General features: G+C 70.8%; 26 protein-coding genes and 2 tRNA genes. 13 read left to right on the top strand and 15 right to left on the bottom strand.

What is annotated here, in order from left to right; translation table 11 throughout:
* Position 1 precedes the first annotated feature (1 nt).
* Genes NL115_RS12035 through NL115_RS12025 form a run of 3 tightly spaced genes read right to left on the bottom strand, consistent with a single transcriptional unit; the run spans position 2 to position 5,261 of the window.
* Positions 2 to 1,600 carry a DUF58 domain-containing protein gene (locus NL115_RS12035; protein ID WP_254829603.1) on the bottom strand — a complete coding sequence of 533 codons (1,599 nt, stop codon included), beginning with the start codon at positions 1,598 to 1,600 and terminating at the stop codon, positions 2 to 4.
* A complete protein-coding gene (locus tag NL115_RS12030) occupies positions 1,597 to 2,274 on the bottom strand; it encodes a DUF7269 family protein (protein ID WP_254829602.1) in 678 nt (225 codons plus the stop codon). The genes NL115_RS12035 and NL115_RS12030 overlap by 4 nt, the downstream gene beginning before the upstream one ends.
* Entirely contained in the window at positions 2,271 to 5,261 is a 2,991-nt protein-coding gene (locus NL115_RS12025; RefSeq protein ID WP_254829601.1) for a transglutaminase domain-containing protein, read from the bottom strand. The genes NL115_RS12030 and NL115_RS12025 overlap by 4 nt, the downstream gene beginning before the upstream one ends.
* Before the next feature lie 166 nt (positions 5,262 to 5,427).
* Between NL115_RS12025 and NL115_RS12020 the strand changes: the two genes are divergently transcribed.
* Positions 5,428 to 5,610 carry a hypothetical protein gene (locus tag NL115_RS12020; protein WP_254829600.1) on the top strand — a complete coding sequence of 61 codons (183 nt, stop codon included), beginning with the start codon at positions 5,428 to 5,430 and terminating at the stop codon, positions 5,608 to 5,610.
* A 104-nt stretch (positions 5,611 to 5,714) separates the two neighbouring features.
* Entirely contained in the window at positions 5,715 to 5,879 is a 165-nt protein-coding gene (locus tag NL115_RS12015) for a hypothetical protein (protein WP_254829599.1), read from the top strand.
* Between the two features lie 92 nt (positions 5,880 to 5,971).
* On the opposite strand, the gene NL115_RS12010 is transcribed toward NL115_RS12015, so the two are convergent.
* Together NL115_RS12010 and NL115_RS12005 are read right to left on the bottom strand one after the other, a co-directional pair.
* Positions 5,972 to 6,532, bottom strand: a complete 561-nt coding sequence (locus tag NL115_RS12010) for a magnesium transporter (RefSeq protein ID WP_254829598.1) — start codon at positions 6,530 to 6,532, stop codon at positions 5,972 to 5,974.
* Positions 6,533 to 7,117, bottom strand: coding sequence for a magnesium transporter (locus NL115_RS12005; RefSeq protein ID WP_254829597.1), 585 nt, complete (start codon positions 7,115 to 7,117; stop codon positions 6,533 to 6,535).
* 218 nt (positions 7,118 to 7,335) lie between these two features.
* On the opposite strand from NL115_RS12005, the gene NL115_RS12000 reads away from it, so the two are divergent.
* The 3 genes from NL115_RS12000 (at position 7,336) to NL115_RS11990 (ending at position 10,067) form a co-directional block, all read left to right on the top strand.
* Positions 7,336 to 7,653, top strand: coding sequence for a DUF3784 domain-containing protein (locus NL115_RS12000; protein WP_254829596.1), 318 nt, complete (start codon positions 7,336 to 7,338; stop codon positions 7,651 to 7,653).
* 79 nt (positions 7,654 to 7,732) lie between these two features.
* Positions 7,733 to 8,680, top strand: a complete 948-nt coding sequence (gene surE, locus NL115_RS11995; protein WP_254829595.1) for a 5'/3'-nucleotidase SurE — start codon at positions 7,733 to 7,735, stop codon at positions 8,678 to 8,680.
* 49 nt (positions 8,681 to 8,729) lie between these two features.
* The gene (locus tag NL115_RS11990) at positions 8,730 to 10,067 is read left to right on the top strand and encodes a hypothetical protein (RefSeq protein ID WP_254829594.1); all 1,338 of its coding nucleotides are present in this window, start codon (positions 8,730 to 8,732) and stop codon (positions 10,065 to 10,067) included.
* Positions 10,068 to 10,081: 14 nt separating this feature from the next.
* Here NL115_RS11990 and NL115_RS11985 read toward each other — a convergent pair whose 3' ends face one another.
* A complete protein-coding gene (locus NL115_RS11985; RefSeq protein ID WP_254829593.1) occupies positions 10,082 to 10,522 on the bottom strand; it encodes a hypothetical protein in 441 nt (146 codons plus the stop codon).
* Between the two features lie 155 nt (positions 10,523 to 10,677).
* On the opposite strand from NL115_RS11985, the gene NL115_RS11980 reads away from it, so the two are divergent.
* The 3 genes from NL115_RS11980 (at position 10,678) to NL115_RS11970 (ending at position 13,638) form a co-directional block, all read left to right on the top strand.
* On the top strand, positions 10,678 to 11,415 hold the full coding sequence (locus NL115_RS11980; protein ID WP_254833085.1) for a DUF429 domain-containing protein: 738 nt from the start codon (positions 10,678 to 10,680) through the stop codon (positions 11,413 to 11,415).
* 106 nt (positions 11,416 to 11,521) lie between these two features.
* Positions 11,522 to 12,721: a glycosyltransferase family 2 protein gene (locus NL115_RS11975; RefSeq protein ID WP_254829592.1), complete on the top strand. Its 1,200-nt coding sequence runs from the start codon at positions 11,522 to 11,524 to the stop codon at positions 12,719 to 12,721.
* Between the two features lie 86 nt (positions 12,722 to 12,807).
* Positions 12,808 to 13,638 (top strand): DUF7537 family lipoprotein, encoded by an 831-nt coding sequence (locus NL115_RS11970; RefSeq protein WP_254829591.1) that lies wholly within the window; start codon positions 12,808 to 12,810, stop codon positions 13,636 to 13,638.
* Between the two features lie 98 nt (positions 13,639 to 13,736).
* On the opposite strand, the gene NL115_RS11965 is transcribed toward NL115_RS11970, so the two are convergent.
* On the bottom strand, positions 13,737 to 13,931 hold the full coding sequence (locus NL115_RS11965; RefSeq protein WP_254821166.1) for a cold-shock protein: 195 nt from the start codon (positions 13,929 to 13,931) through the stop codon (positions 13,737 to 13,739).
* 288 nt (positions 13,932 to 14,219) lie between these two features.
* On the opposite strand from NL115_RS11965, the gene NL115_RS11960 reads away from it, so the two are divergent.
* Positions 14,220 to 14,738 (top strand): hypothetical protein, encoded by a 519-nt coding sequence (locus tag NL115_RS11960; protein WP_254829590.1) that lies wholly within the window; start codon positions 14,220 to 14,222, stop codon positions 14,736 to 14,738.
* Positions 14,739 to 14,831: 93 nt separating this feature from the next.
* Positions 14,832 to 15,581, top strand: a complete 750-nt coding sequence (locus NL115_RS11955) for an SDR family NAD(P)-dependent oxidoreductase (protein WP_254829589.1) — start codon at positions 14,832 to 14,834, stop codon at positions 15,579 to 15,581.
* A gap of 83 nt (positions 15,582 to 15,664) precedes the next feature.
* On the opposite strand, the gene NL115_RS11950 is transcribed toward NL115_RS11955, so the two are convergent.
* The 5 genes from NL115_RS11950 to NL115_RS11935 all read right to left on the bottom strand — a co-directional run bounded on the left by NL115_RS11950 (position 15,665) and on the right by NL115_RS11935 (position 18,114).
* The gene (locus NL115_RS11950; protein ID WP_254829588.1) at positions 15,665 to 16,555 is read right to left on the bottom strand and encodes a winged helix-turn-helix domain-containing protein; all 891 of its coding nucleotides are present in this window, start codon (positions 16,553 to 16,555) and stop codon (positions 15,665 to 15,667) included.
* A gap of 281 nt (positions 16,556 to 16,836) precedes the next feature.
* A tRNA-Phe gene (locus tag NL115_RS11945) sits at positions 16,837 to 16,910 on the bottom strand.
* Between the two features lie 110 nt (positions 16,911 to 17,020).
* Positions 17,021 to 17,146 carry a hypothetical protein gene (locus NL115_RS20625; protein WP_286666526.1) on the bottom strand — a complete coding sequence of 42 codons (126 nt, stop codon included), beginning with the start codon at positions 17,144 to 17,146 and terminating at the stop codon, positions 17,021 to 17,023.
* A 71-nt stretch (positions 17,147 to 17,217) separates the two neighbouring features.
* A complete protein-coding gene (locus tag NL115_RS11940; RefSeq protein ID WP_254829587.1) occupies positions 17,218 to 17,715 on the bottom strand; it encodes a type IV pilin domain-containing protein in 498 nt (165 codons plus the stop codon).
* A gap of 326 nt (positions 17,716 to 18,041) precedes the next feature.
* Positions 18,042 to 18,114: transfer RNA gene (locus tag NL115_RS11935), tRNA-Val, on the bottom strand.
* A 209-nt stretch (positions 18,115 to 18,323) separates the two neighbouring features.
* On the opposite strand from NL115_RS11935, the gene NL115_RS11930 reads away from it, so the two are divergent.
* Both NL115_RS11930 and NL115_RS11925 read left to right on the top strand, forming a co-directional pair.
* The gene (locus tag NL115_RS11930; protein ID WP_254829586.1) at positions 18,324 to 18,932 is read left to right on the top strand and encodes a DUF192 domain-containing protein; all 609 of its coding nucleotides are present in this window, start codon (positions 18,324 to 18,326) and stop codon (positions 18,930 to 18,932) included.
* Positions 18,933 to 19,037: 105 nt separating this feature from the next.
* On the top strand, positions 19,038 to 20,975 hold the full coding sequence (locus NL115_RS11925; protein WP_254829585.1) for an ABC transporter ATP-binding protein: 1,938 nt from the start codon (positions 19,038 to 19,040) through the stop codon (positions 20,973 to 20,975).
* A gap of 35 nt (positions 20,976 to 21,010) precedes the next feature.
* Here NL115_RS11925 and NL115_RS11920 read toward each other — a convergent pair whose 3' ends face one another.
* Complete coding sequence (locus NL115_RS11920; RefSeq protein ID WP_254829584.1) at positions 21,011 to 21,472, bottom strand: pyridoxamine 5'-phosphate oxidase family protein; 462 nt, start codon at positions 21,470 to 21,472, stop codon at positions 21,011 to 21,013.
* Positions 21,473 to 21,567: 95 nt separating this feature from the next.
* On the opposite strand from NL115_RS11920, the gene NL115_RS11915 reads away from it, so the two are divergent.
* Positions 21,568 to 22,317, top strand: coding sequence for a creatininase family protein (locus NL115_RS11915; RefSeq protein ID WP_254829583.1), 750 nt, complete (start codon positions 21,568 to 21,570; stop codon positions 22,315 to 22,317).
* Positions 22,318 to 22,332: 15 nt separating this feature from the next.
* Here NL115_RS11915 and NL115_RS11910 read toward each other — a convergent pair whose 3' ends face one another.
* Positions 22,333 to 23,034: a cupredoxin domain-containing protein gene (locus NL115_RS11910; RefSeq protein ID WP_254829582.1), complete on the bottom strand. Its 702-nt coding sequence runs from the start codon at positions 23,032 to 23,034 to the stop codon at positions 22,333 to 22,335.
* Positions 23,035 to 23,321: 287 nt separating this feature from the next.
* The gene (locus NL115_RS11905) at positions 23,322 to 23,774 is read right to left on the bottom strand and encodes a DUF5790 family protein (RefSeq protein WP_254829581.1); all 453 of its coding nucleotides are present in this window, start codon (positions 23,772 to 23,774) and stop codon (positions 23,322 to 23,324) included.
* Positions 23,775 to 23,867 lie beyond the last annotated feature (93 nt).

Here is a 23,867-nt window from a genome sequence, read left to right as displayed (position 1 = left end):
GTCACCACTCCCGGAGCGTGCGAGCGAGCGCCTCGCGCAACGGTTCGTCCGTCCAGTCCACGACGCCGACACCCTCGCCCCGGAGTTCGGTCACCCGGGCCGCCCGCTCGAACCCCGACAGTTGCGCGGCCGGCGTCGGCGCATCCAGGGCCGGGGACAGCACCCGGACATCGTGTTCGTCGGCCCGGAGCGTCCGCACGAGCGACGCCGCCTCGTCGTCGAGGAGCGGCGAGCAGAACAGCACTCGCGCGCCCGACGGGAGCGCCGCCCGCAGCGCCGTGACCGGGTCGGCCGCATCGCCCCCGTTCTCACCCGGCGTGTCGCGGGGCACGCCGCCGAAGACGGCATCGAGGTCGGGGTCGTACACACCCGGCTCCGTGTCGGCGGGTGGGCGCTCGTCGTCCGACGCCCCGGACGCTTCGTCGGCCGGTTCGAAGGCGTCGCCGAACGGGTCGCCGCCGTCGGAGCGGACGGTCGAGCGCCCGCCGTACCCGCTACCATCGGCCGCCTCGGCGCCCGTCGACGGTCCGCTCGGCCCGTCCCGCTCGTTCCCTCCGGGGGACCCCCCGTCGCGCCGTGCCGGGTCGCCGGCCGCACCGAGCGCGACGGGTACCTCGGCAGAGGGGCGGGTTGCGCCGGGGCCGTAGGCGTCGAACGCACGCCGCCCCAGCGTCCGGTGGTCGACGCCCCTCCCCGGGCCGAGGGCGGCCGGCGCGTCCGGGACGAACCCGAGGGCCACCGTGGCGTCACGCTCCAGCAGTGCCTCGAACGCCCCCTCGGCGGCGAACAGCGTGTACTCGATGGCGGTCGGCGCCGAGTCGCCCGCCCGCTGGAAGGTCGGCGCCGTGGCGTCGACCACGATGGCGACGGTCGCGGAGCGGTGCTCGCGGAACTCGACGGTCGCCAGTTCGCCCGTCCGGGCGAAACGGCGCCAGTCGACCCGTGAGAGCGGGTCCGAGCGCTGGTACTCGCGGACGGCGTGGAACTCGACGCCGCCGCCCTTCGAGTCGGCGGCGCCGTCGACACTGCTCACGTTCGGCGCGGTCGTCGCGTCTCCCGTTCCCGTGGCCCGGCAGCGAAGCCGTGACTCGGTCGAGAGGGCGACGGTTTCGGCGTTCGCGCCCGCGCCGACGGCCGCTGCCCGGACCGGTCCGAACTCGTGGTCGCCGCGGCGCGCGCACACTCGATAGGTGAACGAGGTCTCCTCGCCGGGGCGGAGCGTCGTCGCGGACGCGGCAACCCCCTCGACGACGCCGAGTGCCGCCGGGACGGCGTCCGCGAGCCGACAGTCCCGGAGTGCCGGTCCCCGGTTGCGAACGGTGACGGTCACCGCGACGCGCTCGCCGACCGCGGGCTGGGCGGGGTCGAACGAGCGCCGGGCCTCCAGCTCGGGCGTCGGCGTGGTCGAGAGCCGACCGTACGCGACGAAGGCCAGCGGGACCGCCGCAGCCACCAGCACCGCGCGGTTCTGTGTCACCACGCCCAGTCCGAGCGCGAGGACCGCGATACCCGCCGCGACCGCCCAGCGCCCACTGGAGACCGGCGAGGGAGGGTCGGCCGCCGCCGACTCGCCATCGGGGGAGACGTCGCGGTCGCTCACGCTCGCTCACCCCCCGGCCGGTCGGTGGCCGTGTCCGTGCCGTGCCGAACACTGCCCGCGGCCCCGACAGCACCCGCGTTCGAGGGAGTCTCGGCGACCGTCGCCAGCGCGTCGACCGTCAGGCGGGCACGCTGGACGAACCGGGGGTCGGGTGCGAGCACCTCGTCGAGTCGCCGCCGGAGCGGCACCTGTACGTCGGCCCCGCAGAACGCCGCGACCGCCGGGTCGCGGGTCCACTCGCCGCGGCGGAAGCGGCGCCGGGCCGTCTCCGCGTCGAGCCCCTCGGTCTGCGAGAGAACCGTCATCCCCGCACGCTCGACGGCCGCCTGGACGGTCGCCCGGTCGTCGGGGTCGGCGCCGGGGCCCTCGCGCGCCACCCGGTCGAGCGCCGCAGTTACGTCGGCACCCAGCAGCGGGTAGTCGTCACGGGGCGTCCGTGTGGCCCGGAACGATGCGGCCGGGTCGGCGGCCGTCGTGCCGAGCCGTCCCCGGACGAGGGCCGCCGCGCCGACGGCCGTGCCGAGCGCGAGGGCGCCAGCCGCGACCGGCGTGGCGGCGCGGCCGGCAGCAGCGAGGGTCGCGGTGAGTCCCGGCGGCAGTACCGACCCCGAGCGGGCGAGCAGACCCAGCGCCGCCAGCGCTACCGCCAGTGCCGCCAGTGCGCGTCGCTTCATCGGCCATCACCCCGGTTCGTACCGGCGCCGTCGTGTCCGTGGCGCGACTCGTCGCGGGCGTCGGCGTTCACCTCGCGGCCGGCGCGTTCGACCTCGCGGAACGCTTCGCGGGCCGTGTCCTCGGTCGCCGCCGGGTCGCGGCTGCCGTAGCGGACCGCCTCGAACGCCTCGCGCAGCCGCGCGACCGATTCGGCGGGTAGCCCCCGGCGCGCCGCCTCGTCAGCCACCTCGCCGGGCGCGCGGTCGGCCATGCCGAACGCGTCGGCGAAGCGCGCCCACGTCCGGTAGACGGCGTTCTCGTCGGCGTCGGGCGCCGGCACGTCGGGGGGCGCCGGCTCGTCCTCGTCGAAGTCGGGCACGTCGACATCGGGGCCGCCGAGCCGGCGCGCGACGGCCCGGAGCACGACCAGTCCCGCCAGCAACACCCCCAGCCGGAGCAGCCGCAACAGCTCGCGAGGGCGCGTCAGGAGCGACCGGTCGACGGCGAGGTCGATGTCGGCCGCCGCGAGGCCCCGAGACGCGACGAGGGCGAGGCCCGCGCCGAGCAGCGCGAGCCCGGCGAACCACCACGGCCACAGTGTCACCCGGTGGACGCCGGTCGCCGCGCCGCGTCGGGCGCCGACGCTCGTCCCGAGCGAGACGGGGAGGTCCACGGTCACGGACCCGTCCGCGGCCGTCCGGCCGACCGGCTCGCTGCCGACGAAGACGGTCGCGTTCGCCACCGGCTCCCGGGCCAGCGTGACGCGCGTCTCGACGCTCCCGCCCGGATAGACGAGGCCGCGCGGCCGGACCCGAAGCCGGGTCGACAGGTCGCGCGAGGCGTTCACGGCAACCCGGTCGCGCCGGACAGTCACGTTCAGCCGTTCGGCGTACGGCACCGGGACCGTCGCCCGCCCACGGTCGTCGGTCACAGCGACGCGGCGCTCGTTCACCGTCACCGTCGCCGCCGAGAGCGGGACGCCCGCGACGGACCCGCGCAGGCTGACGTTCCCGCCGGGACGCGGGTCGCTCGCGAAGGCGAGGGTCCGCTCGTCGGTCCGGACCGCGAGCATCGCGGCCCCCGTCGCCGCGTCCCGGCGGACGGTGACGTTCGCCCGCGGTCTGAACGGCGCCGGGAACGTGGCGCGGCCGGCGGCGTCGGTCGTGTAGGTCTCTCCGGCGACCGAAACCGTCGCGTCCGCGACCGGAACGCCCTGGATGGCGGCCGTGACGGTCACCTCGCGGCCGGGCGCGGCAGCGGCCCGCGGGGCGAGCGCCACGTCGATGGAGGTGTTCAGGTCGAAGGTGGTGTTCTCCGGGCGGACGGACGGACGTGTCGCTGCGCGGGGCGCCGCGCCCAGCGCACGGACGCTCGTCACCCGCCGGGGGGTAGCGTGGAGTGCCGACGCGTCGGGTGCCGCCGTCCCGGCAGGGACCGAGGTTGCGGTGGCCGTCCGGACGCCGCCGGTCCCGGGGGTGAACCGTCCGGCACCTTCGACGACGGTGACGGTGAACAGGACCTCGTCCGAGAGGTTCTGGATGGGGCCGCCGAGCGTCACCGAACGGCCGCTGTATCGGAGGTCCTGGACGGTCCGGGGCTGGCGGGGTCGAGCCGTGCCGCCATCGCCGCCGTCCGCGCCGCCGCCGGGCGTTCCCGCCTCGGACGTCGGCGTCGCTATCGGGAAGTCGTCGCCACCGCCACCGTCATCGCCACCCGTCGCCGTGGCCTCGACCGGGCGGTGGACGCTCACCCGGAGCGCGTCCGCGTACGGGACCCTGGCGGTCACCTGCCCGGAGCCGTTGGTCACGCCGACGGGGTCGCCGTTGAACCGGACCTGATGGTCGACCAGGGGGTCGCCCGTGTCGGGGGCGCGCGCGGCCACGGTCACCTCGTTCCCCGGGACGAGACGCCCGGCGACGTCAACCTCGGCGTTCACGCGGACGTACTCCGTGTCGCTCTGGAGGGTCGCGAGCGGCGGCCCGCCGGCGCCCGCCTGTCCGGGGGTCCGGGCGGCAGCCGCGCGGCGGGCGGCGGCACGCTGCCCACCGAGGTCCGCCTCGACGCTCCCGCGCGCGGCGGCCCGCGCCGCGGCGGGCGTCGGGTCGAACGTCACCCAGCCCTCACCCGGGAAGTAGACCTCGACCCACGTGTGGGCGTACTTGCCGCGGATGGTGTAGGTCCCGAAGTCGGTCTGCTCGTACGGCGAGTAGCCCGAGACGTAGCGCGCTGGCACCCCCTCGGCGCGGAGCATCGCCACCATCCCCGTGGCGAAGTACTGGCAGTAACCCGCTTCCATCTCGAAGAGGAAGGTGTCGGCGAACCCGTCGGCGGGCCGGCGGGCATCCAGCGAGTAGCGCTTGTTCGTCTCCAGCCACCGCTCGACGGCGACGGCCTTCGCGTACGGCGTCTCCGCGCCCGCCGTGACGTTGCCGGCCAGCCGTCGGACCCGCGCCGGCGTCTCGGCCGGGAGCTGGGTGTAGCGCTCCTCGATTGCCGCGGGATAGTCGGTGCCGGCGGCCCGGAGGTCCGCGACCGTCCAGTTCGGTACCCGGCTGGTGACCGTGAACGCCCGGCCCGAGCGGAACTCGTCGGCCGGCTGGAGGCCGGCGTCGTAGACTCGCGTCTCGTCGGCAACACTCCGCCCCACGCGGACGGGTTTCCACGGCGCCGGGAGCGTCTGGACCGCACTCCCCGTGCGAAGGCGGAGTGTCACGCGCCCGGCGTCGCCCGCGGGCCCCGACAGCGGGCCGTCGTACGCCGTCGCGTTCCCGGTGCGTTCCCAGCCGTTGCCGGTGTACCGGTCGTACGACATCGACCGCCAGTACGGGCGCTCGACGGCGCCGACGGTCGGCTTCGTCGGCCCCTCGGACGGCGTCGGCGTCCCCTCCACGCCCAGCAACGTCCGCACGGCGGGGTTCCCGGACTGGTCGAGCAGCGGCACCGCGGCGACGAGACTCACGACGCACACGCCGACCAGCACCAGCGACAGCAGCCCCCGCCGATTCACTGCCGGTGGTGGTGGCGCGACCGTACTAATGCTGTTGGGTGTGCGCAGGCGTGGCTGGCAGCCGCGCTACCGACCGAATCACTTCAACAGCCGGCAGGCCCCGGCCACCGTCTCGCACGGTGGGGTGGTACGGGGAGATAGGCTCCGCGTGCCCGAACGAGCGGGTATGCATCTCACACTGCGCCGCGACCACGTCGTGCTCCTGCTGGTGGTGAGTCTCGTCGTCGCCCTCTGGCCGGCCGGGTCCCTGGCCCCGCTCGCGGAGGCCGGCCTCTACGTCGCCCCGCTGGCGCTGTTCGTCGGGTCGCTCTCCGTCGTCGAGTTCCTCGAGACACGCGGCACGGAGTAGCAGTTCTCGCAATCCGGGAACCAGCGCCACCGCTACACGTCTCGGCCGCCACCCTCCAACTGGACCGCTCCGGCGACCACGCCGCACGGAGTACGATACAACGTATGACCCCCTGGGATACGCGCGCCACGAAGGAACTGGTCGACTCGTACTACCGGCGGGACCTGCTCACGGACTCGCAGGCCGTCGAGCTGGAGGAACTGGCCGACCGGGGGGCACCGGAGCTCGCGCTCGACCTGCTCGCCGACATCGAACCGGACGCGCGGTGAGTGCGGCGGCGACATCAGCCACGAGCATTCTCGCTATTCCCCCAGTACCCGGGGGTTCGACCCCCGATTGCAATATCTCGACTGGACGACCACTATGGAACCAGCAGCACGACAGCCAGGAACAGCACGACGACACCCAGCACGTCGCAGACGTTCGTGACGACGGGGATGACCACGTCGTCGGGGTCCAGGCCCTGGCGGTAGGCGACGTAGGTCGCGACGAGGGTCACGAAGACGGCGAGGACAGCGAGGGCCGCACCGCTGACGAGCGCGACCAGCACGACTCTGAGGAACGGAAGTTCCGTCCCGCCGACGAGTGACTGGAGGACCCACGCACCGCCGCCGACGAACGGGAACAGGGTCAGCGCCAGCAGGACGGTCGCGAGCGCGTTCCCGGCCAGCCGGTCGTCGTCCGGTGCGAACGAGAGCGTCCCCAGGTGGAACGCCGTCGAGAGCCGCGAGGCGAGTACGCTCCCGAGGTTCCCGGCGGTCCCGATGGTGACAGGCACGAGGACCAGCAGCGAGGGGTACTGCAGCAGCGTCGCCTCGAAGGAGCCGAGGACGAGGCCACTGACGAGTTCAACGAGGGTGAGTCCCAGCAGGACGGGGAGCGTGGCGCGAGTGATGGCGCGGACGGTCCACTCGGTGGGCATCTACACCCCACCTCCGGGCGCGCCGACGACGATACGAACCGCCAGCAGCAGGAAGGTCAGCCCGAACACGTCGCCCGCGGTCGTGACGATCGGCCCGACCAGCGTATCGGGGTCGCGGCCGCGCCGGTAGCCGGCGAAGACGACGACCACGACGACGGTCGAGAGGGCGATGCCCGAGAGCAGCCCGGAGATGAGCGCGATGCCGACCAGGACGGGCAGCGGCGCGGGCGACCCCCCGAGCAGCGTCAGGATGAGGAAGGCGACGGTCGCGGCGAACAGGCTCGCGAGCAGGCCGTTCCCGATGGCGGCGGCGACGGCGGCGCGGAGGCGCTCGTCGCCCGCCGTCACGCGAGGCTCGACGAGCCCCTGATGGAGGCCGGTAGCGATGCGGGCGCCCAGCGAACCGTAGACGTTCCCGCGGGTCGCGAGCAGCGCCGGGATAAGGACCAGCAGCCCCTCCACGTTCCCGAGGTCCGCGCGCATCCCGCCGAGAACCAGGCCGGCGAGGAGCCCGCCGACGGCCGACGCGGCGAGCGCCGGCAGCGCCTCGCGATACGCCTGGCCGGCCACCTCGCGCACACCCATCGTTGGAGTCGTGGGGGGGACCCCACTTCAAGCCGGGCGCCACGGACGGAGGACCGGGCGGAGAGAGAACACCGACTGGGACAGCCCAGCAGTACCCCTCGTTCGTCGGGAGCGGCATCGCCGGGTCGGCGGCCGAATCCAGCGATGCCCGACAGGCTCGGCCCTCTCGCCACACTCCGGGAAGGGAATTTTTGGGCGTACAGGAGCATCCGTCGGCCATGGGTACGGAGACAGCGATCTCGCTCTTCCTCGCAGCCGGCTTCGTCGCGACCCTCGGGATACTGATAAAGTATCGCGGGATGCTCAACCTGATTGCCGGCTACGACCCGGAGCGAGTCACCGACAGGGAGGGACTGGCGGATTTCATCGGAACGAACACCCTCTACATCGCAGTCGCTTCGATGGTCGTCGCCATCACGGAGTACGTACAACCACTCGAGAGATACCGGGTGATATGGCTCCCCTATCTCCTCGGTGTCGTACTGTTGACCGTCCGGATGGTCCGTGGGGCACGTCGATACGAGACAGCTCGATGACCCCCACGAGATTCCAACCCCGGCCTCCGAACACCGCCACAGCCGGCGGGTTCAAGGCCGGGGCGCTCCCTCTCCCGATGTGGACGCGACCCCCAGCGAGGCCGGCGGTCCCGCCGACGCCGACGAGCGCCCGCACGTCCTCCTCACGAACGACGACGGCATCGACAGCCCCGGGCTCGAAGCCCTCCGGACGGCGCTCGCCGAGCAGGCACGGGTGACGGTCGCCGCGCCGACCACGGACCACAGCGGCGTCGGCCGCGCGCGTTCGGACACCGTCGAGGTGACCCGGCGCGACGACGATGTCTACGCGGTCGACGGGACGCCGGCGGACTGTACCGCGTTCGGCCTGCGTGGGCTGGAGGACCGCCCGGACCTGGTCGTCGCGGGGTGTAACGTCGGGCCGAACTTCGACGCGTACATCCTCGGGCACTCGGGCACCGTCGCGGCCGCCGTCGAGGCGGCCTTCCTCGGGACGCCCGCCATCGCCGTCTCCGCGTACGACCCGACCGGCTTCCTCCCGGACCCGGACGACCCGGAGGACTACGCCCTGCCGGCGGCCGCGACCCGCCACCTCGTCACGGGCGCGCTGGAAACGGCCGTCTTCGACGGCTTCGAGGGGTTCGGTGCGGCCGCCGGACGCAAGGCCACGAGCGAGCGGGCGGGCGAGCGCGTCGGCTTCCTCAACGTGAACGCGCCCGCCATCGCGCCCCAGTCCGGCGCCGAGATGCGCGTCACGAGCCCGCTGACCGACTACGACACCCGCATCGAACGCGACGGCGACACCATCAGGTTCAACAACACGTTCTGGGCCTCTGCCGGCATCGAGGCTGACCTCGGCCTGGACAACCCGCCCCACCTCCCCGCGCACGACCCCGCACAGTACCCCGAGGAATCAGACCGTCACGCCATCCTCGCCGGCGACGTGTCGGTGACGCCACTGACGGCCCCGCACGGCATCAGCCATCACGAGGCGCTCGACGCGCTGACCGACGACTGGCGCTTCGGCGGGGGTGGTCCCGATGGCTGAGACCCGGAGCCACACTTAACCTGCCCGCGCCGGCAGGTCGCGTATCCCCATGACAGAGACGCTCCCGTTCACTCCGCTCGAGGAGATGACCCATCACATGGACCAGACGTTCGAGCCGTGGAACATGCAGGGGGAGATCGAGTCGACGGGAACTGTCGACATCCCGCAGCTCCGGGAGGCGACCGCCACGGCGATGGACTACCACCCGCTCGCGAGCGCCCGCCGCCGCCCGTCCAGCCTCACCGACACCCGGTACGAGTGGGTCGTCCCGGACGACCCGGAGCCGCTCGACATCATCGAGGTGGACAGCGACGAGACGGCACTCGAGGCCGTCCGGAACCGCATCTACGGGGAGCGCTTCGACCTGACCGAGGAGCCGCCGGTCCGCATCTGCATCTACCGCGGCGGTGGCCTCGACGGCGGTGACCGTGTCCTCCAGTCGACCAGCCACGTCGCGGGCGACGGCCTGGGCACGCTCCGGTACTCGCAGGCGGTCTGGGAGGCGTACAAGGGCAACGAGCCGATGCGGGACCCGGTCACGCTGCAGGAGTCACGGTCGTTCCTCCAGGATATCGAGCCGAGCCGCATCGCCGACGCGGTGCAGGCGATGGACTCGCTGGCCCGACGCGCCCGCGAATCCATCACGCGCCCCACGAGCCTCGCGACGGACGGCGGCCGCGACGTTGACGGGTGGGGATACGCCCGGTACGACCTGAGCCAGGAGCTGACCACCCGCCTCGTCCGCGACCGTCCGGACGACATCTCGGTCAACGACGTGCTGCTGTCGGCACTCCACCTCGCGATGGCCGACTGGAACGACGCCCACGGGAAGGTGACCGGGCGCCTGAGCGTGATGATGCCGGTCAACCTCCGGCCGAAGGAGTGGTTCCACCAGGTGATGGCGATGTACTCCATGTTCGAGTCGGTCCGGAGCGGCCGGGGCGACCGGCGCGATGCCGCGGACCTCCTCGACCACGTCTCCTTCCAGACGACCCGCATCAAGGAGCGCGACCGCGCCGCCGCGCTCTACAAGGCGCTCGCGCTACTCCCCGACGAGCTCCCCATCGGGCTCCGGCAGGAACTCCCCGAACTCCTCCGGGGGCCGGGGATGCGCCTGACCGACACCATCATCCTGACCAATCTCGGGAACATCCCGACCTACCCCTCGGTGGGGACGGACACCGAGGAGCGGCCGTTCTTCACCCCGCCGTCGTGGCGGGGGTCGCCGGTCGGGCTGGGGGTGGCGTCGCTGGACGGGCAGGTGCGGATCTTCGGGCGCTACCTCCGGACGCAGTTCGATTCGGACGGGGCCGACCGGTTCATGCAGACGTACGCGGACCGTATCGAGTGGCTCGTCGAGGAGATGGCCACGATGCTGGGCGACTGAACGGTCCTCCCGGGTCAGAGCCGTCGTGTCTCCGACGTCGCGCGGACGAGCGCCGTGAACCTGACCGACGCCCGGCGGGACCACCGCCAGTAGCGCCGGGCAGCGAGCCCCGTGACGACGCCACCCGCGCTGATGCTGGCGTTGAACCCGACGACCAGCAGCAGGTCACGGGAGACGAGCGCCCGGAACAGCTCCGTCGCGAACAGGCGCATTCCGAGCCCCGACAGCGCGGCCACCACCAGCACGGTGAGGAGGACCTGCTGGTAGCCGTAGGCGAGGCGCATGTCCGAGGGGTCGAGCGGGAACGTGCGCGTCGAGCCGATGCGGCGGCGGAGCACCGCGCGACAGGAATCGCGCGCGTGCCGGCAGCCCCGCCGGACACGGAGGAGCCGCCGGCCGAGCGGCCCGCTGTAGCCGGCCACGAGCGGCTCGGGTGGGCCCCGTCGGGTCGACATGGCGACCGCAAGATTTCGTGTCATGGTATATCAAACCGCGTCAGACGGCCGGCAGACGACCGTCCCGACGGCGGTCCCCGTCCGGGCGCGTCCGACGCCTGACCGACGGCGCCGGAGGGTTTTCCTCGGCCGGTCTCCGAACCGGAGGCATGTCCGTGGGCGGGTCGCTGTACGTCGGGGCGGTGCCCAGCGACGGCGAGGGCTGGTTCGCGGCCGCGTTCGACGGCGACGGGCTCGCCGGCGCCGGTGCTCACGAGGGCATCGGCGCCTGCTGGACCCACTACGAGGAGACGGCCGCCCGCATCCTCGTCGGCGCGCCCATCGGCTCCGTCGGGAGCGACGGGAGCCCCCGCGGGTGCGACGAACTGGCCCGCGAGGTGCTCGGCGAGCGGGGACACGTAGTGGTCGACCCGCCCGTTCGCGAGGCCGCGCGCAAGCGTCGCTACCCGGCCGCGGCGCGCGTCCACGAGCGCGTGACGGGCCGGGAGCTGGCCGAGCGCGCCTTCGAACTGGCCGACGCCGCCGCCGCGCTCGACGACCTCCTGAGCGAGGTGCCCGAGGCCCGCGACATCGTGGCCGAGTCCCATCCAGAGGTCTGTTTCGCCGCGTTCGCCGGCGATCCCCCCGAACACCCGCGCTCGACGGCCGGCGGCTACGCCGAGCGGATGCGCGCGCTCGCCGAGTTCGACCACGATGCCCCGCCCGCGGTCCAGTCGGCCGCCGAGGCCGCCGGCGACGCCCGCGTCACCGTCCACGACGTACTGGACGCGCTGGCGCTCGCCTACACCGCCCGCCCCGGCCGGGCGACGTTGCGCTCGCTCCCGCCCGACCCCCCGACCGACGCCGAGGGGCTCCCGATGGCCATCCACTACCGGGCCGAGGAGCCGCTGTAGGCCCCCGACGGCCGACCGTTCAGACCGTTCATCGCCCGTGAACGGCCACGAACCGCCCGAACGGCGTTCCCGGTTGAAGTGTGTCCGACGACTCGACACGAGTGACATGAACGCCGAACGCTACTCGCTGGTCGCGGTCGCCGGGGCGCTCCTGCTCGTGGCGACTGCGGCACTCACACCGCTGGCGCTGCCCGGTGTGGCTCCGGGGTGGACGCTCCTCGACGCGACGCTCTGGACCACGACGGTCCTCTTCGGCGGGACGGCCCTCGTCTGGGTCGTCCTCACCTACGTCGTGGGGGCGGGATACGAGCCACCAGAGGTCGAGTACGGCCCCGATGAGGTCCACGTCCGGGTTCTGACCATCGACGCCGAGGACGTGGTACAGGCCACCGTCGACTCGCTTCCCGATCGGTTCGACGACGTCCACGTCGTCGCGGAGGCGCCCATCGACGTGGCGGGCGCGACGGTCCACGTCGTCCCGGACGAGTTCGACTGCGAGGCCGTCCGGAAGGGCCGCGCCATCGAGTGGGCCCGCCGCAACGTCGACCACGACCGCGAGTTCGTCGCGTACCTCGACGAGGACAGCGTCGTGGAGTCGTTCGAGGGGCTGCCCGATGCCGATGTCGTCCAACTCCGCGAGAAACCACGCCGGAGCGGCGGCGTCCTCCCCTACCTGGCGGACATCTACCGGATGGGCGTCCAGATCGAGCAGCGCGCGTTCGCGCGGCTCGACATCCCGCTGTTCGCGTGGGGTGGCGGCATCGCGGTCCGGGCGGACCTGGAGGACCAGGTGACGTGGAACCGCGAGACCATCGTCGAGGACACCGCGTTCGTCTGGGCGGCGTTCCGCGAGGCCGACCCGACGTTCGCACTGGGACAGGCGACCTGCCGTAACGAGGCGCCGCCGTCGCTGTACGAGATCATGCAGCAGCGCCGGCGCTGGGCCGCGGGGAACCTGCAGGCCGCCTCGATGCTCCCGGCGCGGTACGAGGCGCTCACCCGCGTCCGCAACTACGCGTGGGCGCTCTCGCCGGTCGTCACCCTCGTCGCGGTGCCGCTGGCGCTGCTGGGCGTCTCGGTCGCGTACGGTGGGCTGTTCCTGCTGGTCTCGCTGGGGCTGGCCGGCGCCACCGCGTTCTGGTTCGTCCGCGGCGCGGTCTACTACGGCGGCAGTTCGCTGACGTGGGCGCTCGCGGTGCCGCTGGCGCCGCTCGTCACCGTCGTCCACTCGATGGGGACCATCGCGGGCGTCCTCGCACCGCCCGAGGGGTTCCGCGTCACGGAGAAGGTCGGTCCGGAGCGGTGACGCGACGTGTGGGTCGCTGCGCGCCTCGCGACATCCGGTCAACGACCGCGGGATAGGTTCATATGCAGGAACGGCGTACCCGCCGCATGACTGCGAGGAGAGCGGCTGTACTGGGCGTGGCGGTGCTCGTGTTGCTCGCCGGCTGCACGAACATAGGCGGTCCCGCCGCGCCCGGCGACGGTGATTCGGACGGGAACGGTGGCGACGCTCCCGGGGGCGACGGTGGTGGTGGCGTCACCGACGGCGACGCGTCGGGCGATGGGTTCGCGGCGGCGGACCGGGAACAGGTGCTGCGCGACGCGGGGAGTTTCACGGCGACGTGGCGCTACGGCGGAACGGGGCTCGACGCCGAGACCGGCGAACTCAGCGTGACCCACGCGGTCGACCTCGCCGGTGAGCGCTCGCTGACCACCTGGGAATCCAGCGACGGCGCGGAGACCGAGGGCTGGCAGCAGTTCCACGTCGACGGCGTCACGTACACCCGATACGGTGCCGGGGACGAGGCCGGCTACGCCAGTGCCCCCGGTGACACCGACCTCGTGGCCACCGGTCTCGCGTACGGCGGCCTCTACGCGGCGACCGACACCGACGACCTGGTCGCCACGAGCCAGGAGACGTTCGACGGCGTGCAGGTCACGCGCTACGAGCTGGCCGAGCGTGCGACCGTTCCGTGGTTCGCCGCGGGCGGCGCCGGCAGCGCCGGCGGGGCCGACCCGGACCGACTCGAGGAGGTCGACTGGACCTACACGGTCCTCGTCGATGGCGATGGGCTGGTCCGCTCCGAGTCGTGGGGCTGGACCGGAACGACCGCCGATGGGGGGACGGCGACGTTCGAGTCGGCGTACAGCATCACCGGCGTCGGCTCCACGACCGTCGACGACCCGCCCTGGCTGGACGAGGCGACGGGTAGCAGCTGAGCGGGTCCCGTCGGTCGCGAGACCGGTGCCGGTGCTGTCGCTGTTCGCGGTGAAATACGGAGAAAGTCTTGGTTACGGTGCGGCCGAGTCGTCCAGCTTCAGACGCGGCGCGGGTTCTGGGCGCGGGGGCCCTTGTCCGTCTCGACGATGTCGAATTCGAGCTCCTCGCCCTCCTCCAGGTCCGGACCCTCGACGTCGTCCATGTGGACGAACACGTCGTCGTCTGCGTCTTCCGTCTCGATGAAACCGTAGCCGCCGGTGTCGTTGAAGAAATCAACTTTGCCAGTTGCCATACAACCACCGGGGAGAGTCGCACATATAATCCTTCCGGGACGAGACACCCACGAGACGGGTTCTCACCCGGTGAGACAGGCAATAACGGGACTGGCCGACGACGACGGGAAACCGGGGGCAACGAGACGGCGGACGTGGCCGTCGACCTCGACAACCGTGCCAGCCGGACCCGACGTTCACTGTCGAGTCGGTGGGCCGGTAGTTCGAGCCCGGCTGTGTCCAGCGGACCCCGAACGGGTGAACCGACGACCGGGCGGATTGATTGGCCCCGGACACGAACCCCACCTGTGTTCCGTAGCCTTCGCGCGAACGGCCCGGCGCTGTTGGTCCCAGCAGCGTGGGCAGTCGTCATCGCTGCCCACGTCGACCTCGTGACGACGCGCACGCTGCTCGTCGCACACGTCGTGATGGCCGTCCTCCTCGTCGGCTTCGCGGCGCTCTCCTACCAGGAGATGCGCGAGGGAATCCTCTCGGTCTGGTGGCTGGTCGTCGCCGCCGGCATCCCGGTCACGGTGGCCGGAATCGTCGGGCTCGGCGTCCCTGCCCTCGAACAGGTGTTCCTCTCGCTCGCCGTCGGCGGCTGGATGCTGCTCCCGGCCGTCGGCCTCCTGGAGACCGGCCGCGAGATGACCGAGGACGGCCCACGGAGTGTCTACCTCGCGGCGGGTGGCCTCTGCGTGGCCGGTGCGGTCGTCTACTTCGGCGGGCTGTTCGGCGCCGGCGGCCAGCGCGCGCTCGTCGCCGGCCTCGTCCTCGTGGGCGTCGGCCAGACGGCCGGCATCGTCGACGCCGTGGTCCGGTACTGACCCGGCCAGCGAGCGGCCGCGCGCGGCGCCGGGAACGCCGCCCGGCTCGCCGGCGCACGTAGCTTCATACGCCAGCCACCCCTTCGACCAGCGATGCGTTCGCTCACACGCGACATGGACGGGGAGGTGGCCATCGTGACCGGGGCCTCCTCCGGCATCGGCGCGGCGACCGCCCGAGCACTCGGCGAGGAGGGGGTCTCGGTGGCGCTGGCGGCCCGGCGCGCGGACCGGCTGGAATCGCTCGCCGCCGACATCGATGGCAGTCCCGGCGAGGCGCTGGTCGTCCCGACGGACGTGACCGACCGCGAGGCCGTCGACGACCTCGTCGCGGAGACGGTCGACGCGTTCGGCGACCTCGACGTGCTCGTGAACAACGCGGGTGTGATGCTCCTCCAGCAGGTCGCGGACGCCGACCCGGACGACTGGCGGACGATGGTCGAGGTGAACCTGCTCGGCCTGATGAACGCGAGCAAGGCCGCGCTCCCGCACCTCCGCGGCGGGGGCGACCTCGTGCAGGTCTCCTCGGTCGCCGGGCGCACCACCAGTCAGACCGCGGCGGGCTACAACGCGACCAAATGGGGCGTCAACGGATTCACCGACGCGCTTCGCAAGGAGGAGACCGAGAACGGCGTCCGGACGACCATCGTCGAACCCGGCGCGGTCGACACGGAACTGCAGGAGCACATCCCGGACGAGGAGGTGAAAGAGCGACTCGAGGGCTGGGTGGAGTCGATGGAGGCGCTCCAGCCGGACGACATCGCCGCCGCCGTCCTCTACGCGGTCGGCCAGCCACGTCACGTCAGCGTCAACGAACTCATGGTGCGGCCGACGGACCAGCGATAGCTCCGTTCACCCCGGAATTCGATACAGGTTCGCCACATAGCACAAACATAACAGACGTATCAAGACTATTCGAGAATAGCGAGCTACACGTTCTCGACAACTCGCTGCTCGACCAGCGTCAGGTCCTCGTCGACGACGAGTTCCAGGCGGTCGCCGTCGTAGGTCGTCTCGAGGGCCACCTCCCACGGGTCCGCGGCGCGGATGGTCACGTCCCGGTCGGTCATGAGGAAGGGGAGTTCCCAGTGTGGGACGCTGGTCACGTCGAGGCCGCGCTCGTGGAAGAAGCAGACCAGCTCCGGGCGGTACAGCAGCGCCAGCCCGACCGTCATGTAGTGGGTGTTGCCACAGTGGTCGCAGGTGTGGCGGACGAAGACGTCGAACCGTTCGGCGCCCTCGGTCCAGGCTTCCTCGCCGGGCAGGAACTCGCTGTCGAGCCCGCTCACGCAGATGGGACACACCCCGCGGGCGAACGCCAGCATGTTGTGGCGGTTGTACTGGTCGATGCGGGCGAGCAGGTCGTCCGGGGCGACCCCCTCGACGGCGCTGGGAGGCGCCATCGTGCGGGCGTAGACGTGGCTACAGCCCGAACAGGACAGGTCGAACATCCCGTCGTCGTAGCTGGCCTCGACGCCGGAGCCACAGAAGTAGCAGTCGAACCCAGCCGGGAACGGCTCGACGCTGGCGCGGCGGTTGAACGTCCCCGCGCGGATGGTCCGGTAGAGGGTCGCCCCGGCCGGGCGCATCTCGTAGCCGTCGTCGGTCTGCCGGACGAACTGCCCGACCAGCTGCTGGAGGTGGTAATTGAACTGCCCGCTGTCCATATCGGGCGCGGCCCGCGAGCGGAGTTCGGAGAACGAGAGGCCCGACCACGGGTCCTCGCCCAGCACTCGGAGGATTTCGGCGCGGGTCTCGTTGCCCACGAGCGCGAACGCGTCCGCAGGCTCGGTGTCGTCGACCGGCTCGTCGGCTGCCATACCATCTCGTCCGGGGCCGGCGAGTAATGGTTTCCGCCGGGCGCTCCCGACGCGTTCTCCAGACGCGCGAACCGCCAGGCGCATGTCCAGCGAGACGGCACCACCGACGACGCGGCTCACTCGCTACGCTCGTTCGCGTGGTCTACCGCAGAAACGGGCCGCCTCCCCGATTTGAACGGAGGAAGACGGTCGCCCCGCTCCGCTCGGCGCTGCGACTTCCAGGCTCAAATCGGCTCGGCGTCGTTTTCTCGACGGTTCGCTACGCTCACCGTCTCGAAATATGCCGCCTCCCCGATTTGAACGGGGGACAGCCCGATCTTCAGTCGAGTGCTCTCCCAGGCTGAGCTAAGGCGGCGTGCATTCGACCGAAGGACGATTCCCACCAAAAGGGTGTCGAAACGCCGTGGGGGACGCTGCCCTCGCGTGGTCTCGCCGGAGCGGACCGGTCACCGCCGCACCGGGCGCTCACAGCAGGAACACGTCCGCCGAGTCGAACGTGCGCCCGCACTCCCGGCACGTGTACTCCATCCCGTCGTCGGAGACGAGCTGTCCGCCGCACTCCGGACAGTCCGACCCTGCCTGACTTGACATACCTCCCGTTGGAGAGCCCCCGACAAACCCCTTGCGCCGACGCCGTGCACCGGACGAGGGGCGTCGCCCCCTCAGACCGTGAACTCGACCAGTTCGTAGCTGTCCGCTCCCTCCACCTTCCCCGGGTTCACGTCCTGCACCGGTTGCGTGTTCCAGTTGATGCGGACCGTGACCCCCTCGACATCGCCGTCGGGGTCGAGATACACCGTTTCGCCCGCATCCCAGGTGTCACCGACATCGACCTGCGGGTTGCCGCTGCTGGACTCCGCGAACGCCTCTCGCTCGCTGGCGTGCTTGTCGTCGGCCACTGACTTGCTCCCGATATCGACGTTCGTGGACGCGGTCACGTAGAGCTGGTCCACGGCGATGGCGTCGCCGGACTCGTGCGTGATGGCGATGAGTGGGTCACCGTCGTCGGTGACGGTGTGCGAGACCTGAATCTGCGGCTCACGCGGCTGGGCCGAGTCACCGAACGAGAACGCGAGCGCGCCGACGGTAGCAGCCAGCACCACCACTATCGCCACCATCAGCACCACCGCGATGACCGGGGATACCGCGCGCTTGTCCATCCGTTCGTCCAGATGAGGGGTCTCCACGGATAAGTAGTGAGCGGGGGAGCTTCAGAGCCCGAAATCGTCGTCATCGACCGGTGATAGTCGGGCGAGCAGTGCCGGGCGGAGTGGGGCCGGGCGGATTTGAACCGTCGTCACTTCGCTCCCGCAGGTCGCTCGTGACGGGGTTCAAACCGCAGGACGACTCGGACACGCCTCACTGCGTTCGGCGGTCCTCGATGGGGCCGGGCGGATTTGAACCACGGTCGTTCCGCTTCACTCCACTCCCTGGTTCAAACCGCCGGACGGCTCGGATACGCCTCACTGCGTTCGGCGGTCCTCGATGGGGCCGGGCGGATTTGAACCACCGACCTCTTCCTTGTAAGGGAAGCGTCATAACCACTAGACCACGGCCCCGCATCCGCGAGTGAACGGGCGACCGGAATAACGCTTGCCTTCCGCGCGAGCACGGGGACCAGAAACATTCACGATATATACCCAATCTATCTAATATTATTGGAGAATATTTCCATTATTACCGATTTAGAGTAATTACCCTCCGAGTACAGGGTCGGTACCGTCCCCGTCCACAACGCTTAGCCGCCCTTCCGTCCTACCGGATGGTGATGGAGACCCGTCGCGTGGCGCTGGCGGTCGTGCTCGGTGGCCTGCTGCTAGCGGTACTGACCGTCGGCGTCCAGGGGCTCGTCGGACCGTTCCTGACGACGGACGGCTACCACCCACCGAACTCGACCGCCGCGCCTGCGGCGGGTAACGGCACGAGCGCGGGCGGGAACGCCGGCGCGCAGGGCACCTCCACGCCGGTCAACTCAGACTACCAGCACGCGACGGTCGTCGTCGAGGACGCCGAGAACGACACTGAACTCGGCCGCGTCCGCGCGGCCGTCGCCGAGAGCTACCGGCAGAAGTACACCGGGCTCTCCGAGACGGCGTACCTCCCACCGGACCGCGGAATGCTGTTCCCCTACGACGGGAACGACGACCACACGTACGTGATGCGCGGGATGAGCTTCGGTATCGACATCGTCTACGTCGCCGGCAACGGCACTATCACGCGCATCCACCACGCCGAGGAGCCACCGGAGGGGGCCGACGGGAACGACTACGAGTACCCCGGCTACGGCCAGTACGTCCTCGAGGTGAACTACGACTGGACGACCCGCCACAACGTCACCGTCGGCGACCAGGTGCGCATCGAAGGGTACGAGCGATAACGGGGAGCCGGGGCGTCACCCACGGGTGGTCTGGTGCCCCCGGCGTCAGGAGGTGTGCGCGATTTCAGGGAACCCTTATCCGATTCAGACCCTGACTTTCGGTCAATGGACGTTGCTCCCGCCGAGGAGGACGACCCGTTCGAGGAGCAGCGCGAGAACGCGGAGAACCCGATGCGCCGGCTGTTCACCGAGTACGGCGCCGACAACACGTTCGCGTTCACCGTCGGCCTGCTGTCCAGCGTCGTCGCCCGGGTGCTGGACCTGCTGCCGCCGCTGCTGCTCGGACTGGCCGTCGACGCCATCTTCGCACAGACCGTCGAGCGCGAGTACAGCCTGCTGTTCGTCCCGGACGCATGGCTCCCAGCCACGAAGACCGGCCAGCTCTACCTGACGGTCGGCCTCATCGCCGTCGCGTTCTTCGGCGGTGCGGCCTTCCACTACTCCCGGAACTGGGGCTGGAACTCCTTCGCCCAGCATATCCAGCACGCGATCCGCACCGACACGTACGACAAGATGCAGCGGCTCAACATGGATTTCTTCGCCGACAAGCAGACCGGCGAGATGATGTCCATCCTCTCGAACGACGTGAACCGGCTTGAGCGGTTCCTCAACGACGGGATGAACGCCGCGTTCCGGCTGGGCGTGATGGTCGTCGGCATCGCGGTCATCCTGCTGTGGATCAACTGGCAACTCGCACTCGTGACGCTGTTCGTGGTCCCGGCGCTGGCGGTGTTCACCTACTGGTTCATCCAGACCATCCAGCCCAAGTACGCCGACGTGCGGTCGTCGGTCGGCCAGGTGAACTCGCGGCTGGAGAACAACCTCGGCGGCATCCAGGTCATCAAGTCCGCCAACACGGAGGACTACGAATCCGACCGCGTCGAGGACGTCTCCCAGGACTACTTCGACGCCAACTGGGACGCCATCGACACCCGCATCAAGTTCTTCCCGGGGCTGCGAATCATGGCCGGCGTCGGCTTCGTCGCCACCTTCCTCCTCGGCGGCGTCTGGGTGCTCACCTATCAGCAGACCGGCGGGGCACCCCTGTTCTTCACGGGGGAGCTCACCTCCGGCGAGTTCGTCATCTTCATCCTGCTCTCCCAGCGGTTCATCTGGCCGATGGCCCAGTTCGGGCAGATTATCAACATGTACCAGCGGGCGTACGCCTCCGCGGCCCGCATCTTCGGGCTGATGGACGAACCCTCGCGCATCGCCGAGAACCCCGACGCCGACGACCTCGTCGTCGCGGACGGCGACGTGACCTACGAGGACGTGACGTTCGGCTACGACGACGAGGCCATCGTCGAGGATATCTCCTTCGAGGTCGGGGGCGGCGAGACACTCGCCCTGGTCGGGCCGACGGGTGCCGGCAAGTCGACCGTCCTGAAGCTCCTGCTCCGGATGTACGACGTCGACGACGGCCGTATCACCATCGACGGCCAGGACCTCCGCGACGTGACCATCACCTCGCTGCGCGAGCGGGTCGGCTACGTCTCCCAGGACACCTTCCTGTTCTACGGCACCGTCGCCGAGAACATCTCGTACGGCACGTTCGACGCCGAGGAGGAGGAAATCGTCGAGGCCGCCAAAGCCGCAGAAGCCCACGAGTTCATCACCAACCTTCCGGACGGGTACGACACCGAGGTCGGCGAGCGCGGGGTCAAACTGTCGGGCGGCCAGCGCCAGCGGCTGGCCATCGCCCGTGCCATCCTGAAGGACCCCGAGATTCTGGTACTCGACGAGGCCACCAGCGACGTGGACACGGAGACGGAGATGCTCATCCAGCGCTCGCTGGACCGCCTGACGGAGGACCGGACCACCTTCGCCATCGCACACCGCCTCTCGACGATCAAGGACGCCGACCAGATCGTCGTCCTCGAGGACGGCCGCATCGTCGAGCGCGGCACCCACGAGGACCTCATCGACGACGACGGACTGTACGCCCACCTCTGGGGCGTGCAGGCCGGCGAGATAGACGAGCTGCCCGACGAGTTCGTCGAGCGCGCGGCGAAGCGGCGGGCGGCGGTCGAGAGCGACGACTGACTCGTACCCCCTCCACCTCCCCCTCGCTGGCCGGGTTACCGCGAGACCGGCTCCTTGGTCGCCTGCCGGCCGGAGAGCTCCGTCACGCGGAGTTCGTACCAGTCCCGCTGGAAGCCCTCGAACTCCGTCCAGCGGGCCTCCTTCGCGATATCGGTCGCCTGGGAGAAGAACAGCGCCGCGAGCCGGTCGGAGACGTCGTCCTCGGTCAGCGGATGGAGCGTCCCGGTGGCGATGGCGCTCCGCCAGGTGTCGGGACCCTGGACATCCTGGATGGTGAGCGTGACCTCCGTCGAATCCGCTACGAACGCTCGTTTCTTGCTGTCGGCGGTGCTGACGAACTCGAGGACGAACCGCTCGCCGTCCGCATCGTACCCGTAGGAGATGGGCACCCCGTAGGCACGGTTGCCGCTGGCCAGCGAGAGGACGCCGTGTCCCTGTTCCCTGACGAGCGCGAGGACATCATCCTGGACCATCCGGTAGCCGATGCGGTCGGGCATACGCTCCGCTACCGCGAAGGAACGGATGAAGGTTTGGCCGGGAGGAGTCGCACGGACCACCCGGCTATTAGCCCGTGCCCTCCGCACGAGCGGACATGAACCTCGCCGAGCAGACCTGGACGGACGCCCGCGACGCCGAGACGGACCTCGCACTGGTCCCCGTCGGCTCCACCGAGCAGCACGGCCCGCATGCGCCGCTGGGGGTCGACCACATGACGGCGGAGGCCATCGCCGAGGAAGCGGCCGAGCGCTACGCCGAGGAGCACGGCGAGGAACCCGTCGTGGCACCCGCCGTCCCCGTCGGCGTCGCCGAGGAGCACCGCGCCTTCGACGGGACGCTCTGGGTGACGGAGGACACCTTCCGCGACTACGTGGGCGACGTCTGCCGGTCGCTGGCCCACCACGGCTTCGACCGCGTCGTCGTCGTGAACGGGCACGGCGGCAACACGGGCGCGCTGCGGGAGGTCTGCGGCCGCCTGACCCGCGACGGCGACTGCTACGCGGTCCCGTTCACCTGGTTCGACGTGGTCGCGCCGGAGTTCGAACTCGGGCACGGTGGGCCGACGGAGACCAGCCTGATGCTCCACCTCGCACCCGACCTCGTCAGAGAGGAGCGCTACGAGGAGGCCGCCGAGGGCGCGGGCCACGAGTTCGGCGTCTTCGTCGACGGCACCAACCTCGCCTACGACTTCGACGAGTTCTCCGAGAGCGGCAACCTCGCGGACCCGACGCCCGCGACGGCCGAAGAGGGCGAGCGGCTGCTCGCGTCGTCGGCCGACGCCTGCGTGCGGGTGCTGGCCGCTGTCGAGGAGCGGGAGTGGCCGAAAGAAGCGGACGGCGAGTGAGTCGCCGCGGCGCCCCTACATCGAAGAGTCGGTCGGCGTCGCAGTTGAGGTGGCCGTGTCCGTCGCGGTCTCGGTCGACGTGGCGGTCTCCGTCGGCGTGGGTGTCTCCTCGCCGCCACCACCCTCCTCGACCGGGCGGAGGAGCGGCCGCTTGCTCTCGTCGGCGAGGTCATCCCAGGAGACGCTCCCCTGCTCGACGATGTTCTCGGGGTCCATCGCGGGGTCACTGAGGACCAGGGCAGCGGTGAACTCCGGCGGCCGCGCGCGCTCGCCGCCGGGCGCCTCGCCGACCGGGTTCGCGCCCGGACCCGAGGCCGACCCGACGACGACGGTGCCGACCATCCCGAACAGTTCGTGCGGGGCACACATGAGATTGTGGACCCCCTCTCGCTCGAACGTGTAGAGCCAGTACTCGCCCACGCCGAGGATGGGCGAGGAGTACGGCGGCACCTCGTCGGGGACGCGCTGGGTGTAGCCGAAGGCCGGGTGGTAGGCGTTGACGTTGTGATGCGGCGTCGCGAGGTTGAACCGGACGGTGTCGCCGGGTTCGACGTACAGCCCCGTCGGCTCGAAGTAGAACTCCGGGATGGGGGCGTTCTCGCGCTCGCGGATGAGCAGGTCGACGGTGTGGTCGGCTTCCGTGGGCGGTTCCTCGTCGGTCGTCCCGATGTAGCCGAATCGTGGGTCGACGGCCTCGGGCTGTGGGGTTTCGGTCATCGTATCGGTCTCGGTGTCGGGAGGGGTGTTCGTCGGACTGTCCGTGTCGGTTGGAGTCTCGGTAGTCCCGTCACCCAGGAGACCGGAGCACCCCGCGGCGAGCGGCATCGAGGCTGCTCCGAGCGCGGTCAACATGCGACGCCGAGTGACACTCGACGGGTGCATCGATGACCCCCCCGGGTCGGTCGTGTTCTGCTTCGACACAACCGAACCCGACTGCCGTCCCCCGATTATCCCTTACGGTTCCACCGAATACTCCCGGGCGAGCACCAGCGGTGGCCGTGCGGTCACTCCTCCTCTTCCTCTTCTTCCTCCTCTTCTCCCTCTTCCTCTTGGTCGGCCTCGGCGGCCTCGTGGGCGTCCTCCAGTGCCGAACGGACGCCGGGAATCGTGGAGGCGAGGTCGGAGACCTCCTCGTGGGCGGTCTCGATGTCGCCGAACAGCTCCTCCAGCTCGCCGATCTCGTCCTCGAGGTCGTCGGCGTCCTCGAACGCGTCGGCGCGCTGGCCGAGGACGAACTGCTTCTTCGCCTCGCGGAGGTGCTCCTCGGCATCACCGAGGTCGAGCGCGCCCTTCAGCGCGTTCAGCACGCCCAGCGTGTTGTCGGCTTCCACGTCCCAGATGCTGTCGGGCTCGGGGAGCGCGGCACGGGCCTCGGCGAGGGCGGCCTCGACCTCCTCGCGCATCTCCATCGTCGCCTCATCGAACAGCTCGTCGTCGTCGAAGGTGGACTGACTCATGGCCCCGCGTTGGCCCGGATGGGTTTTAAAGAAACGCCGGGAACCGGAAGTGAAACCCGGCGCGAGGTGGGCCGACTGGGGACTCTGCAGAAG

This window comes from Haloglomus salinum, from assembly GCF_024298825.1.
In the GTDB taxonomy this organism is placed as follows: Archaea; Halobacteriota; Halobacteria; order Halobacteriales; family Haloarculaceae; genus Haloglomus; species Haloglomus salinum.
This window is presented reverse-complemented; position numbering and strand designations above follow the sequence as displayed.